Annotated in this window: 15 protein-coding genes; 7 read left to right on the top strand and 8 right to left on the bottom strand. The window is 68.7% G+C overall.

The annotated features are described in order from the left end of the window. Positions 1–4 precede the first annotated feature (4 nt). The 4 genes from LG391_RS20180 to LG391_RS20195 are packed head-to-tail and all read right to left on the bottom strand — an operon-like array spanning position 5 to position 3764. Complete coding sequence (locus LG391_RS20180) at positions 5–826, bottom strand: carbohydrate ABC transporter permease (RefSeq protein ID WP_225769843.1); 822 nt, start codon at positions 824–826, stop codon at positions 5–7. Then, positions 823–1716, bottom strand: coding sequence for a carbohydrate ABC transporter permease (locus LG391_RS20185; RefSeq protein ID WP_225769844.1), 894 nt, complete (start codon positions 1714–1716; stop codon positions 823–825). The genes LG391_RS20180 and LG391_RS20185 overlap by 4 nt, the downstream gene beginning before the upstream one ends. Next, positions 1716–3041: a sugar ABC transporter substrate-binding protein gene (locus LG391_RS20190; RefSeq protein ID WP_225769845.1), complete on the bottom strand. Its 1326-nt coding sequence runs from the start codon at positions 3039–3041 to the stop codon at positions 1716–1718. The genes LG391_RS20185 and LG391_RS20190 overlap by 1 nt, the downstream gene beginning before the upstream one ends. A 36-nt stretch (positions 3042–3077) precedes the next feature. Next, positions 3078–3764: an N-acetylmannosamine-6-phosphate 2-epimerase gene (locus tag LG391_RS20195; RefSeq protein WP_225769846.1), complete on the bottom strand. Its 687-nt coding sequence runs from the start codon at positions 3762–3764 to the stop codon at positions 3078–3080. A gap of 407 nt (positions 3765–4171) precedes the next feature. Between LG391_RS20195 and LG391_RS20200 the strand changes: the two genes are divergently transcribed. The 7 genes from LG391_RS20200 to LG391_RS20230 all read left to right on the top strand — a co-directional run bounded on the left by LG391_RS20200 (position 4172) and on the right by LG391_RS20230 (position 8381). Next, a complete protein-coding gene (locus LG391_RS20200; RefSeq protein WP_225769847.1) occupies positions 4172–4921 on the top strand; it encodes a GNAT family N-acetyltransferase in 750 nt (249 codons plus the stop codon). Between the two features lie 196 nt (positions 4922–5117). Beyond that, positions 5118–5453, top strand: coding sequence for a hypothetical protein (locus LG391_RS20205; protein WP_225769848.1), 336 nt, complete (start codon positions 5118–5120; stop codon positions 5451–5453). Beyond that, positions 5425–5826, top strand: a complete 402-nt coding sequence (locus LG391_RS20210; protein WP_225769849.1) for a hypothetical protein — start codon at positions 5425–5427, stop codon at positions 5824–5826. Before LG391_RS20205 ends, LG391_RS20210 begins: the two co-directional genes overlap by 29 nt. Then, positions 5823–5966: a hypothetical protein gene (locus LG391_RS20215; RefSeq protein WP_225769850.1), complete on the top strand. Its 144-nt coding sequence runs from the start codon at positions 5823–5825 to the stop codon at positions 5964–5966. Before LG391_RS20210 ends, LG391_RS20215 begins: the two co-directional genes overlap by 4 nt. Positions 5967–5991: 25 nt before the next feature. Continuing rightward, on the top strand, positions 5992–7383 hold the full coding sequence (locus LG391_RS20220) for an APC family permease (RefSeq protein WP_225769851.1): 1392 nt from the start codon (positions 5992–5994) through the stop codon (positions 7381–7383). Positions 7384–7389: 6 nt separating this feature from the next. Continuing rightward, positions 7390–8073 (top strand): hypothetical protein, encoded by a 684-nt coding sequence (locus LG391_RS20225; protein WP_225769852.1) that lies wholly within the window; start codon positions 7390–7392, stop codon positions 8071–8073. Then, a complete protein-coding gene (locus LG391_RS20230) occupies positions 8070–8381 on the top strand; it encodes a hypothetical protein (protein WP_225769853.1) in 312 nt (103 codons plus the stop codon). Before LG391_RS20225 ends, LG391_RS20230 begins: the two co-directional genes overlap by 4 nt. 6 nt (positions 8382–8387) lie before the next feature. Here the strand turns inward: LG391_RS20230 and glnT are convergent, their stop codons facing one another. The 4 genes from glnT to LG391_RS20250 form a co-directional block, all read right to left on the bottom strand. Further along, positions 8388–9788 (bottom strand): type III glutamate--ammonia ligase, encoded by a 1401-nt coding sequence (gene glnT / locus LG391_RS20235; protein WP_225769854.1) that lies wholly within the window; start codon positions 9786–9788, stop codon positions 8388–8390. Positions 9789–9882: 94 nt separating this feature from the next. Beyond that, positions 9883–11205 carry an FMN-binding glutamate synthase family protein gene (locus LG391_RS20240; RefSeq protein ID WP_225769855.1) on the bottom strand — a complete coding sequence of 441 codons (1323 nt, stop codon included), beginning with the start codon at positions 11203–11205 and terminating at the stop codon, positions 9883–9885. Then, complete coding sequence (locus LG391_RS20245; RefSeq protein ID WP_225769856.1) at positions 11205–11894, bottom strand: protein glxC; 690 nt, start codon at positions 11892–11894, stop codon at positions 11205–11207. Before LG391_RS20245 ends, LG391_RS20240 begins: the two co-directional genes overlap by 1 nt. After that, entirely contained in the window at positions 11894–12787 is an 894-nt protein-coding gene (locus LG391_RS20250; RefSeq protein WP_225769857.1) for a glutamine amidotransferase family protein, read from the bottom strand. Before LG391_RS20250 ends, LG391_RS20245 begins: the two co-directional genes overlap by 1 nt. Between the last annotated feature and the right edge of the window lies 1 nt (position 12788).

Below are 12788 nucleotides of genomic sequence, written 5' to 3' on the forward strand. Positions count from 1 at the left end.
CAGTCTACCCCTTTACCGCGCCGGCCAGCATCGCCCGGCCGAGATAACGGTAGCTGACGAGGCCGAGCAAGAGCGGCGGCAGCACGCTGAGCATCATCGCCGCCGCTGTGGCGCCCCATTTCACGCCCCAGGAGGTGATGAAGAAGGTGGCGCCGACCGTCACCGGCACGGCGCTGCGGGTGGTCAGGATCAGGCCGAACAGGAACTCGTTCCAGCTGTAGATGAAGCTGAGAATGGCGACCGCCACCAGCACCGGCCGGGCCAGCGGCAGCACGATGTGGCGCAGCACGGCGAAGGTGGAGGCGCCGTCGACCCGGGCCGCCTCCTCGATTTCCTGCGGCAGGTCCTGCAGGAATCCCACCAGCAGGATCAGCGCCAGCGGCAGGTTGATGATGCAGGAGATCAGGGCGAGGCCGAGGCGGGTGTCGAGCAGGCCCAGCGCCTGGTACAGCAGGTAGAAGGGGATGGCGAAGATCACCAGCGGCAGCGCCCGCAGGTTGGTGACCACCGGCAGGATCGTCTTCGTCCCCTTCCCCAGCTTCGCCATGGCATAGGCGGCCGGCACGCCGAGGCCGAGCGCCAGCACCGTGCCGCCGAGAGCGATGACGGTCGAGTTCAGGAGATAGTGCGGGAAGTCCAGCGCCGGGTTGGTCAGCACCGTGGCGTAGTGCTCCAGCGTCGGCGCGAACAGCCAGACCGGCGGGTAGGCATTGATGTCGAGCGTCGTCTTCAGCGAGGTCAGCAGCGTGACGATCACCGGAATGTTGAGGACGATTACCGCCAGCAGGAACACGGCCCAGCGCAGCCCGGCGACGAGGCAGGTCATCGCCGCGATCCCTTCAGCATCTGCGCCATCAGCAGGCGCAGCAGCACCACCGAGGCCAGAAGCAGCAGCATCGACGCGGCGACCGCGGAGCCGATCCGCTCCTGCTGGAAGAAGGTGCGGTAGATGTAGATCGACAGGCTCTGGGTCAGCGTGCCCGGGCCGCCGCCGGTCAGCACATAGATGTGGTCGAACACCCGGAAGCTGTCGATGAAGCGGATGAAGCCGGTGATCGCCAGCGCCGGCACCATCAGCGGCAGGGTGATGCGGCGGAACACCGACCAGGACCCGGCGCCGTCGATCCGCGCGGCCTCCACCAGCTCGCCCGGGATCGCCTGGTAGGCGGTCAGCAGCGCCAGGACCGCGAAGGGCGTCCATTGCAGCACCTCGATCACCGCGACGGTGGTGAAGGCCCAGTCGACGCCCAGCAGATTGTCCGAGAACCCGACCATCTGCAGGTATTGCGGGATCACCCCGACGAAGTCGTTCAGCATCAGCCGGTACATCACGCCGAGCAGCGCCGGTGACACCATCATCGGCAGCAGCAGGAAGGCCATCAGCCAGCGCCGCCTCGCGATCAGCGGGTCGAGCGCCACCACCAGGGCGAAGCCGAGCAGCAGCTGCGCCGCGGTGACCACGACAGCGAAGCGGGCGGAGAAGCCGACCGCGCCCCAGAAGGCCGGGTCGGCCAGCACCGCGCGGTAGTTATCGAGCCCGACCCAGCGCGGCGACCACAGGCCGGTGAAGCGCACCTCGCTGAGGCTGTAGACCAGGTTGGCGACGGCCGGGAAGCCGAGCAGCGCCGCCAGGAAGAGGAGCAGCGGCCCGAGCAGCCACAGCCCATCCCAGCGCCCCTCATAGGGCCGGCGCCCGGCCCCTGCCGTCGAGGCCATCAGCCCTTGATCCGCTCGGCCATGCCCTCGGCCGCCTGCTTCAGCGCGGTGTCGAGGTCGATCTGCCCGGCCCAGAAGGCGGAGAACTTCTCGGCCAGCACCTCGTAGACCGGCACGGCATAGGCGGCGGTGCCGCCGGTGACGACGAAGCCGGTCCGGTCGACGAAATCGCCGACCAGCGGGAACTCCGGCCGCGCCGACGCCATCGCCTTCAGGATCTCCGGCACCGGCGGTGTGCCGCCGGCCTGGGCGTAGACGGTCAACGCGTCCTTGCCGGCCAGCCAGGCCAGGAATTTACCGGCGTCTTCCTTGTTCTTCGAGGCCTTGTTCAGGCCGATGCCGAGGGAATGGACATGGCTCTTGTGCCCGGCGCTGCCGGCCGGCAGCGGGGCCAGGCCGATCTTGCCGGCGACGGCGGGCGACTTCGTCGGGTCGTTCAGCTCGTTATAGGCCGCGTTCCACTGCAGCATGGTGGCGGCCTGGCCGGCCTGGAAGGCGGCGTTGGCCTCCGGATACTCGTAGCTGATCGACCCCGGCGGCGTCGCCTTGGCGTCGATCAGGGTCTTGTAGACCTGCAGGCCGGTGCGGGCGGCCGGGCCGTCGATCGCCGGCTTGCCGTCGGCCAGCCAGTCACCGCCATTCGACACCAGGGCCGCCTGCCACAGCATGATGTTGAAGATCAGGTTCTTCATCTGCAGCACGGTGCCGAAGCGGGTCGGGCTGTCCGAATTCTCGGCGGCGCTGAAGAACAGGGCGGCGGCGATCCAGTCGTCCCAGGTCCAGTCGTCCGGTGCCTTGGGCGCCATCTCCTTTCCGAGCTTCTCCCTGGCGATCTCGGCGTAGCGCTTCTGCCATTCGGCGTCGGACAGCAGGCGGTCGACCAGGTCCTTGCGATAGTAGAGGAAATGCACCGAGATGTCGGTCGGCACGCCGTACAGCTTGCCGTCCAGGGTCAGGGACTGCAGCGCCACCGGCGCGAAGGCTGTCTTGGCCCCGGCCGGCACCTGGTCATCGATCGTTTCGAGATAGGGCGCGTAGCGGCCGAGCGTGTAGGTGGTGACCAGCGCCAGGTCGAACTCGCTCGAACCCGCCGCGAGATCCGCCTGCTCCTTCTCGAAATAGCCCTGGCGGCTGAACAGCAGCTGCTTGACGGTGATGCCGTCGGACCTGCCCGGCCCGGCATTGTAGGCGTCGAGCACCTTCTGCATCGCCTCGCTCTCCGGCCCCGGCCAGAACAGCAGCGTCACCTCGCCCGCCATGGCGACGGAGGACAGGAACGGCAAGGCCAGCCCGGCCAGAAGGGTCTTGCACAGAATGGTCGTCATCGTTTGCCCCCTGTTTGTCTTGATTGAAGGATGCCCTCAGCCCGCGCCGAGGGCCTCGAGGAACCAGCGCGTCACATGTTCCGGCCGGGTGATGGCCGAGCCGGCGACCACCGCATGCGCCCCCGCGGCCAGGGCCGAGGCGGCATGCTCCGGCGTCCGCACATTGCCCTCGGCAATCACGGTGAAGCCATCGGCGGCGAGATCGGCGACCAGGGCCAGGTCCGGCTCGGTCGGCTCCGGCCCCACGACATAGCCGGCGAGGGTCGAGGCGACGATGTCGGCCCCGGCCGCCGCGGCCGCCCGGCCTTCGGCCCGGGTCGAGACATCGGCCATGGCGATGCGGCCATGGCCGTGGATGCGCGCCACCAGATCGGCCACCGCGACCGGCCGGACGCGGTCGGTGGCGTCAAAGGCGATGATCTCGGCCCCCGCTTCGGCCAGCGCGTCGACATCGGCGAGGTGCGGCGTGATCCGCACCAGGCTGCCGGCCAGGTCGGTCTTGACGATGCCGATCACCGGCACGCCCGCGATGCGGCAGACCGCGGCGACACGCTCCACCCCCTCGATCCGCAGGCCGGCGGCGCCGGCGCCGACCACGGCCCGGGCCAGCGCTACCACGAATTCGGTGCGGTCGAGCGGCCCGCCCACCACCGGCTGACAGGACACGATCAGCCGGCCGCGCAGGCGGCCGAGGACGGCGGAGACGAAGGCGGCGTCGATCATGCCTCTATCCTGGCCGGGATGGAGATTTTTATCAATATGAATTCTAAGATGAAAATTTCCTCCATAACCTCCTGCAATATCATCTTCTCGTGGCCACCGCTCCTCCGACCGCGAGGTGCAACAGCGACTGATCCGCGGAAGCCTGGGGTTCAGGCACAAGCCTGGCCGGCTGGAAAATCAATCTTTGGTGTGTATCCGCCTCAGCCGCGCCGATTGTCATGATACATAATCAACGCATGCGCCACGAAAGGTTCTGAATTTTTACTTCTTCTATCACAACATTAAAATAAAATTGATTGCACTAATTGAGAGAACTTTGAGTTTTACTCCCGATCTCTCAAGAACATAAATAGACAAAGAAAGACGAATCGCGAATTTCAATTATATTCAACGAAGTAGACACTCGAATGGCCGTCGAGCCGTCCGTGCAAAAGTCGACACGCCTGCCGGACGCACATGGCAAAGAACTTGCTATCCGGCCGCCTCGCACCGTCGATCGGCAGACGCGGCGTCAGGCTTTCGCCACCGATGTTCACCGAAGGAGCTGCAATATGGATACGCTTGCCGAGACAACCACCATCAGGAACGTCTCCACGTCCGTCGAAGATCAATGCAATGCCGCGCTCACGATCGGCTTCGCGACATGCCCTCTCCTTCGATTCATCTATCCCGAGCCCGAGCGCTATCTGGAGCATTTCAAGGGTTTCGTTAAGGCCTATTGTGGGGAGCCTTACCGGTACGGCAGCGGCGCCTATATCCCCGATGGCGTCAAGGGCACGATCCTGTGGCAGACGCCGGATGAACATGGCGACCACGACGAACTGGTCGACTTTCTCGTGAAGACGACGCTGCCGGCACATCGAGACGATGTTCGCCGATTGTTTGACCGGTTCTACCAGCATCATCCGAAGGAGCCGTATTTCTACGTCTCCGTCATCGCGGTCGACCCGTATTTCCAGAGACAGGGGCTCGGGACCGCACTGTTCCGCCACATGCTCCAGCTCCCCGACCGGGCCGGGAATGTCTCTTACCTGGAGGCGACGACGGTCGGATCGGCGCGTCTGTACGGGACCCTGGGGTGGAAGGTCGTGGACGAGGTCCAGGTGGGGAATTCGCCCGTCTACTATCCCATGATCCGGGAACCACAGGACCGCTAGGGTTGCGGATCGGCGGCGGCGGAGGCGGCCGCCCGTCGGGCACAGGAATGCCGCGGCGGCAGGCCGGCCGCATCCGCCCCTCTTGACAAAGCTCCCGCACCGGCGCCTCATTTCATGACAGGGAATAATTTTTCCTGACAATAAATGAGCGGAAACAGAACCGCCGGATCGGGGAGGTCCGCCACAGGGAGGTCCCATGCCGAATCCAGATCCTCGGATCGACGCCATGTTCCGCGCCGATCGGCGCGGCGCCACCGGGTTCGTGGTCCTGCTCTGGGCCACCATGCTGTTCACCTTCATCGCCATGTGGCCCCTGGTCGACGGCCCGGTCCGGCTGGTGCTGGCCATGGCCGGCGGCGCGGTGCTGATCCTCAACACCGCCTCGATCCGCGCGCTGGTCAAGCACTATGCCGAGGACAAGGAGGCCATCTACGGCCTCGATCTCCGTCATCTCGACGCGGCCCGCGGACGCGATCCGGACCGCTTTTCCGGGAGCGAAGCCCATGTCCCGCCGACCGTACCGACCGCCTGAGCAGAGCCGGGCCGGCCAGGTCATCGACGTCGTCGTCATCCTGGCGCTGGTGTTCGGCGCGCTGTGGGCCCCCGCCTTCCTGCGCCTGACCGGCGCCGGCACCCTGACCCGGGAGATGGCGGACCCGACCTGGCAGAGCCTGGGCCAGACGCCGGCGATGCAGCAGGCCTGGGAGAAGCTCGGCATGACGCCGGAGACGGCGGCGCCGGCGATCCTGACCCGCTTCGACTATTCGATCGACCCGGCGGCCTTCGGACTGACCGCCTTCCTGGTGGTCGCCTATTTCGTCTTCGTCATCCGCTATTCCGGCCGCGAGTACCGCGACGTGATCGCCGAGCGCTTCGGCGAGGACGAAGGGGAGGCGCGGCGATGAGCCTTTGGGTTCTGGCGGAATACGCCGCCTGGGCGGTGTCGGCCGCGATCCTGCTGTGGATGCTGGCCGACATGCTGCGGGTCGACCGCAGCTACGACGAAGAGCTTCTGACCTCGTCCCGGGAAGGCGAGATCGAATGACCGGCCGCAGCCGAGGGGGATGCCGATGACCAGCCTGCCGGAGACCGCCGCCGACACCCGCAAGATCAGCCTGCTGCGCGTGCTCGGCCCCGGCCATGTCTGGGCGCTCGGCGTCGGCATCGTGCTGGTCGGCGAGTTCATGGGCTGGAACTTCGCCGTCGGCAAGGGCGGTGCGGTCGGAGCGCTGATCGCCTGCTGGGTGATCGGCATACTCTACACTTGCGTCGCCATGATCGATTCCGAGGTCACCTCGACCGTCGCGGCGGCGGGCGGGCAATACGCCCAGGCCAAGCACATCATCGGCCCGCTGATGGCGTTCAATGTCGGCCTCTATCTGGTGATGGCCTACACCATGCTGGAGGCCGGCGACGCGCTGGTGGTCGGCGACCTCTTGGCCAGCGTCGCGGCCCAGACCGGCCATGTCCTGCAGCGAGAGCCCTTCGTGCTGCTGACCGTCGCGATCCTGGCCTGGCTGAACTATCGCGGCGTGTTCATGACCCTGACGGTGAACTTCGTCATCACCGCCGTGGCCTTCCTGTCGATCCTGGTGTTCTTCTTCGCTTCCGCGCCATGGCAGTCCGGCGGCATGCTGCAGCACCAGGCGCTGCTGACCGACCTGCCCTATGGCTGGCTCGGCGTGCTGGCGGCGATGCATTTCGGCATCTGGTTCTATCTCGGCATCGAGGGCACCTGCCAGGCGGCGGAGGAGGTGCGGTCCCCGGCCCGGTCCCTGCCCTACGGCACGATGAGCGGCATGATCACGCTGCTGATCGCCGCGACCCTGACCTGGTATGTCTGCACCGGCCTCCTGCCCTGGGAGTATCTCGGCCGGGCGATCACGCCGCTCTACGACGCGGCGATGGTGACCGGCAACGCCTGGCTCGAGGTGATGCTGTTCGTTGGCACCCTGTTCGCCGCCGTCGCCTCGGCCAATGGCTGCATCAACGACGCCTCGCGCGCCTGGTTCTCGATGGGCCGCGACCGCTACCTGCCCTCCTGGTTCGGCGCGGTCCATCCGCGTTACCGCACGCCTTACCGCTCGATCCTGTTCCTGGTGCCGATCGCGGTCGCCTTCGCCTATGTCGTGCCGCTCGACCAGGTCGTCACCTTCTCGATCCTGTCCGGGCTGCTCGGCTACACCTTCATGCCGGTCAACATGATCCTGTTCCGGAAGAAATGGCCGCTGGGCAGCATCAGCCGCGGCTACGTCCACCCGTTCCACCCGCTGCCGGCCCTGCTGCTGCTGGCGCTGTGCGCCATGACCTATGTCGCGATCTTCCTCGGCTACGGCACGCAGCTGGCGGCGATGCTGGTGTTCTACATCGTCGCCTCGGCTTGGTTCGCCTTCCACCGTTACAAATTCGTCCGCCGCGGCGACCAGTTCACCATGCCCTGGCCGCGGCCGAAGGGTTACTGACACCCGATGGAGCTCGCCCCGCTCGCCGTCGCCCTGCTCGGCCTGCTGGCGCTCGGCCAGGTCTGGCGGCGCGATCAGGAAGCGGCGCGCCGGCGGCGCGACCGCTTCCTCGACGATTGCCGACCGCTGTTCGAACGCGGCGTCATCACCCGCGGCGCCACGGCCTATCCGACGCTGCGCGGGCGCCATCGCGGCCGGGTGGTGACGCTGCTGCCCTTCGTCGAGGCGCTGATGCCGCGCAAGCTGCCGTCGCTGTGGCTGGCGATGCGGCTGAATGGGCCGACCGGCGCCCGCGGCATGTTCGACGTGCTGATGCGGCCGGTCGGCGTCGAATTCTATTCGCCCTCCGCCGGGCTGCCGCATCGGATCGATCCGCCGCCGGGCTGGCCCGAGGGCGCCGTGGTGAAATGCGACGATCCGGACGCGCTGCCGGGCGGCCCGGCGCTGGAGGCGATCGGCGCGCTGTTGCGCGACCCGCGCCTCAAGGAGGTGCTGGTCACCCCGGGCTTCCTCCGCCTGGTGTGGCAGGCGGATGAGGGCGACCGCGGCGGCTATCTGCTGTTCCGCCAAGCCCGCTTCGCCGCCGACCATCTCGACCCCGGCAGGCTCGAGGGCTGGCTGGGCCGGCTGCACGCGCTGGACGAGGCACTGCGGCCCGAGGTGCCTGAACAGCGGGCGCTGCGGGCATGAGGCGGCCGGGCGAGTACCGCAGCCCGGCCCCCGGCGAGGCGCTGCCGCATCCCTGGCTGGTGCTCGCCGTCGCCGCGACGCTGCCGGGCGTCGGCCATCTGCTGCTGCGGATGCCGCAGCGGGCGCTGACCTTCGCCTTCTTCGTGCTGGTGTTCGGGTGGATCAGCCTCCATCTGGCGCCGCCAGCCGCCTCGCCCGTCGGCCGCATCGCCGGCGGCCTGTTCGTGCAGTCGCTGGCGGTGCTCGACGCCTATCGCTGGGCCCGGCTGCGCTGGGAGGAACGACGGCGTCGGGCCCCGGCCGCGTGACGCGGCTCAGCAATCCAGCGTGTTGGTTCGCTCCCAGTCCGTCAGGTGGCGGCTGTACTCGTTCCACTCCCTGGTCCGCAGCTTGACGTAGGAGTCGACCAGCGCGTCGCCCAGGCCGGCGCGCAGCACCTTCGACCGGTCCAGCCCGCGCAGGGCATCGAGCAGGTTCAGCGGCAGGCGCTTGGCGGTCTTCGGCGCCTTGTGGCCGTCCCGGTACATGTCGATGTCGAGCGGCTTGCCCGGGTCGCGCCCCGCCGCGATGCCGTCGAGCCCGGCGGCCAGCAACGCGGCCGGCATCAGATAGGGATTGGCGGCGCCGTCGGCGAGGCGGAACTCGAACCGCCCGCCCTCCGGCACCCGGATCAGATGGGTGCGGTTGTTGCCGGCATAGGTGACGGTGTTCGGCGACCAGGTGGCGCCGGAGACAGTGACCGGGGCGTTGATCCGCTTGTAGGAGTTCACGGTCGGGTTGGTGATGGCGCACAGCGCCTCGGCCGAATGGATCACGCCGCCGATGAACTGGTAGGCGATCCTGGAGATGCCGAGCCCGTCCGTCGCATCCTCGAACAGGTTGCGGCCATCCTTCCACAGCGAGACATGGGCGTGGCAGCCGCTGCCGGTCAGGTTCAGGAACGGCTTCGGCATGAAGGTGGCGCGCAGCCCGTGCTTCTCGGCGATGGTCCGGACCATGTATTTGAAGAAGGCGTGCCGGTCGGCCGTGACCAGGACGTCGTCATAGCTCCAGTTCATCTCGAACTGGCCGTTCCCGTCCTCATGGTCGTTCTGGTAGGGCAGCCAGCCCAGCTCCAGCATGCCGTCGCAGATCTCGGTGATGACCTCGTAGCGCCGCATCAAAGCGAGCTGGTCGTAGCAGGGCTTGGCTGCGGTGTCGGCGCCGTCGCCGACCGCCGCGCCGTCCGGCGCCAGCAGGAAGAATTCGCATTCGACGCCGGTCTTCATCGCGTAGCCCTGCCCGGCCGCGGCGGCGACCACGCGCTGCAGCACCCGGCGCGGCGCCTGCTCCAGCGGCTTGCCGTGCAGGAAGAGGTCCGCCGCCAGCCAGCCGACCTCCTTCTTCCAGGGCATCTGGATCAGGCTCTTCGGATCGGGGACGGCGAAGACGTCCGGATCGGCCGGGGTGAGGTCGAGCCAGCTGGCGAAACCAGCGAAGCCGGCGCCGTTCCTGGCCATCGCCGTGATCGCCTCGGCCGGCACCAGCTTGGCGCGCATGACGCCGAACAGGTCGACATAGGAGATCAGGAAGTAGCGGATGCCGCGCTGCCGCGCCTCGGCCAGCAGGTCGACCGCTGGCCCCGCCTCCTCCGCCTTGCGCCGACCGCGCCGGGGCCGCGCCCCGCCGCCCTCCGTCCCGTCACCCTGACGCGCCTCCAGAACCAGGTCCGACATGCTGCTGCTCCCAGTTGGTGCCCCCCGGCCGGCCGGGCCGGTCTTGCGGGGAATCGATATCGTTCCTCCCTGTCCCGCGCCGCCGTGCCGGGCCTCAGCCGCTGCCGGGGATCCAGCTGGTGCCCGCCAGCGGCACCTGCGCCATCGCCGCCGCCTCGACCGTCAGCGCGACCAGGTCCTCGGGCTCCAGATTGTGCAGATGCGACTTGCCGCAGGCCCGGGCGATGGTCTGGGCCTCGAGCGTCAGCACCGACAGGTAGTTGGCCAGGCGCCGCCCGCCCAGCACCGGGTCGAAGCGCTTCGCCAGCTCCGGGTCCTGGGTGGTGATGCCGGCCGGGTCGCGCCCGTCCTGCCAGTCGTCATAGCAGCCGGGCACCGTGCCCAGCGCCGCATAGTCCGCGGCGAAGGCCGGGTCGTTGTCGCCCAGCGCGATCAGGGCGGCGGTGCCGATGGCGACCGCGTCGGCGCCCAGCGCCAGGGCCTTGGCGACGTCGGCGCCGTTGCGGATGCCGCCGGAGACGATCAGCTGCACCTTGCGGTGCAGGCCGAGATCCTGCAGCGCCTTCACCGCCGGCCGGATCGCCGCCAGGATCGGCAGTCCGACATTCTCGATGAACACCTCCTGCGTCGCCGCGGTCCCGCCCTGCATGCCGTCCAGCACCACGACGTCGGCCCCGGCCTTCACCGCCAGCGTCGTGTCATAATAGGGGCGCGAGGCGCCAACCTTGACGTAGATCGGCTTCTGCCAGTCGGTGATCTCGCGGATCTCCTCGATCTTGATCTCCAGGTCGTCCGGCCCGGTCCAGTCCGGGTGCCGGCAGGCGGAGCGCTGGTCGATCCCGGCCGGCAGGGTGCGCATGCCGGCGACGCGCTCGGAGATCTTCTGGCCCAGGAGCATGCCGCCGCCGCCTGGCTTGGCGCCCTGGCCGATCACGATCTCGACCGCGTCCGCCGCCCGCAGATCGTCCGGGTTCATGCCGTAGCGCGACGGCAGCAGCTGGTACACCAGGGTCTCGGAATGGCCCCGCTCCTCCTGCGTCATGCCGCCGTCGCCGGTGGTGGTGGAGGTGCCCATGGCGGAGGCGCCGCGCCCCAGCGCCTCCTTGGCCGGGCCGGACAGGGCGCCGAAGCTCATCCCGGCGATGGTCACCGGGATCTTCAGATGGATCGGCTTCCGCGCATGGCGGGTGCCGAGCCAGACATCGGTGCCGCATTTCTCGCGGTAGCCTTCGAGCGGGTAGCGGCTGATCGAGGCGCCGAGGAACAGCAGGTCGTCGAAATGCGGCAGCCGCCGCTTCGCGCCGAAGCCGCGGATGTCGTAGATCCCGGTCGCGGCGGCGCGGCGGATCTCCGACAGGGTGTAGTCGTCGAAGGTCGCCGACGGCCGCGGCACGGTGCGGGGCCGGTGCTGATCCATCAATAGGCCCCCGCATTGTCGGTGTGGAAATGGTAGAGCTGCCGGGCCGAGCCGTAGCGCCGGAACTCGGACGGGTCGACCTCGCCGTCGAAGCCGGCCCGGCGCAGCAGGTCGTGCAGCTGCTGCCGGTGGCGGTCCTCGACCGGCTTCTCGACGCAGTCGGCGCCCAGGCTCTTCACGCTGCCGCGGACATAGAGCCTGGCCTCGTAGATCGAATCCCCGAGAGCCTCGCCGGCGTCGCCGAACACCACCAGCGTGCCGGCCTGGGCCATGAACGCGCTCATGTGGCCGACCGATCCGCCGACCACGATGTCGACGCCCTTCATCGAGATGCCGCAGCGGGCCGAGGCGTTGCCGTCGATGCGCAGCAGGCCGCCGCGGCCGGTGGCGCCGGCCGACTGGCTGGCGTCGCCGCGCACATGCACCAGTCCGGACATGATGTTCTCGGCCACGCCGGTGCCGGCATTGCCGTGCACCACCACCGTCGCCTGCTTGTTCATGCCGGCGCAGTAATAGCCGACCGGCCCCTGCACCTCGACCGTCACCGGCGCATCCAGGCCGACGGCGACGGCGTGCCGGCCGTCCGGGTTGGTCACCGTCCAATGGGTCTCGTTGGTGTCGGGCGGCAGCCGGTGCAGGGCGGCGTTCAGCTCGCGCAGCGGCGTGGCCCGGAGATCGACGACGGGCATCAGCGCTCCCAGAAATAGACGGTGGCGGGTTCCGGCTCCCACAGCCTCGCGGCGCCGATGCCGGGCAGGTCGGCCAACGCCCGGTATTCCGAGCCGAAGGCGACGTAGCGGTCGGTCTCGGCCATGATCGCCGGCTTGCAGGCGATGCCGTCGCGCAGCACGCCGAAGCCGGTCTCGGTGCCGACCACGAAGGTGTAGAAGCCGTCGAGGTCCTTGAGGCTGGCCTGCAGCGCGTCGCCCAGCGACATGCCGGTGCGCATCCGCCAGGTCAGGTAGCCGGCGGCGACCTCGGTGTCGTTCTCGGTCTCGAAGCCGATGCCCTCGCGCCGCAGGTTGCGGCGGACGCCGTTGTGGTTGGACAGTGAGCCGTTGTGCACCAGGCACTGGTCGGCGCCGGTCGAATAGGGATGGGCGCCGTCGGTGGTCACCGCCGATTCCGTGGCCATGCGGGTGTGGCCGATGGCGTGGCTGCCGCGCATCGCGGAAAGGCCGAAGCGCTCCGCCACCGTCTCCGGCCAGCCGACCTCCTTGTACAGCTCCATGCGCCGGCCGCGGCCGACCAGGTCGATCTCCGGCGTCTCGCGGCCCAGCCAGGCGACCGCGGTCTCCGCCTGTCCCGCCTCGACGCCGACGACGGCATGGGTGTCGCGGATCTCGACCGCGGCACCGCCCGGGACGGCGTCGGCGAGCCGTCGGCCGAGCGCCGCGAAATCGGTGCCGGCCGGCCCGCGCAGGGTCAGCTTGATCCGCCCCGGCGCCGCGTCGCCGTAGACGGCGAAGCCGGCGCTGTCCGGGCCGCGGTCGCACATCGTGGCGAGCATGCCGGCGGTCAGCTCGCCCAAAGCGGGCTCCAGCGTCCGGTCCTTCAGGAACAGTCCGACGATGCCGCACATG

Origin of the sequence: Inquilinus sp. Marseille-Q2685, assembly GCF_916619195.1 — a bacterium.
Taxonomy (GTDB): Bacteria; Pseudomonadota; Alphaproteobacteria; order DSM-16000; family Inquilinaceae; genus Inquilinus.

What these genes read in the sequence shown, in the direction of transcription:
- LG391_RS20240 (WP_225769855.1), bottom strand. Translation starts at nt 11,205, where the DNA reads ATGGATCAGCACCGGCCCCGCACCGTGCCGCGGCCGTCGGCGACCTTC.
- LG391_RS20250 (WP_225769857.1), bottom strand. Translation starts at nt 12,787, where the DNA reads ATGTGCGGCATCGTCGGACTGTTCCTGAAGGACCGGACGCTGGAGCCC.
- LG391_RS20195 (WP_225769846.1), bottom strand. Translation starts at nt 3,764, where the DNA reads ATGATCGACGCCGCCTTCGTCTCCGCCGTCCTCGGCCGCCTGCGCGGC.
- LG391_RS20205 (WP_225769848.1), top strand. Translation starts at nt 5,118, where the DNA reads ATGCCGAATCCAGATCCTCGGATCGACGCCATGTTCCGCGCCGATCGG.
- LG391_RS20200 (WP_225769847.1), top strand. Translation starts at nt 4,172, where the DNA reads ATGGCCGTCGAGCCGTCCGTGCAAAAGTCGACACGCCTGCCGGACGCA.
- LG391_RS20220 (WP_225769851.1), top strand. Translation starts at nt 5,992, where the DNA reads ATGACCAGCCTGCCGGAGACCGCCGCCGACACCCGCAAGATCAGCCTG.
- LG391_RS20180 (WP_225769843.1), bottom strand. Translation starts at nt 826, where the DNA reads ATGACCTGCCTCGTCGCCGGGCTGCGCTGGGCCGTGTTCCTGCTGGCG.
- LG391_RS20190 (WP_225769845.1), bottom strand. Translation starts at nt 3,041, where the DNA reads ATGACGACCATTCTGTGCAAGACCCTTCTGGCCGGGCTGGCCTTGCCG.
- LG391_RS20230 (WP_225769853.1), top strand. Translation starts at nt 8,070, where the DNA reads ATGAGGCGGCCGGGCGAGTACCGCAGCCCGGCCCCCGGCGAGGCGCTG.
- LG391_RS20245 (WP_225769856.1), bottom strand. Translation starts at nt 11,894, where the DNA reads ATGCCCGTCGTCGATCTCCGGGCCACGCCGCTGCGCGAGCTGAACGCC.
- LG391_RS20210 (WP_225769849.1), top strand. Translation starts at nt 5,425, where the DNA reads ATGTCCCGCCGACCGTACCGACCGCCTGAGCAGAGCCGGGCCGGCCAG.
- LG391_RS20215 (WP_225769850.1), top strand. Translation starts at nt 5,823, where the DNA reads ATGAGCCTTTGGGTTCTGGCGGAATACGCCGCCTGGGCGGTGTCGGCC.
- glnT (WP_225769854.1), bottom strand. Translation starts at nt 9,788, where the DNA reads ATGTCGGACCTGGTTCTGGAGGCGCGTCAGGGTGACGGGACGGAGGGC.
- LG391_RS20185 (WP_225769844.1), bottom strand. Translation starts at nt 1,716, where the DNA reads ATGGCCTCGACGGCAGGGGCCGGGCGCCGGCCCTATGAGGGGCGCTGG.
- LG391_RS20225 (WP_225769852.1), top strand. Translation starts at nt 7,390, where the DNA reads ATGGAGCTCGCCCCGCTCGCCGTCGCCCTGCTCGGCCTGCTGGCGCTC.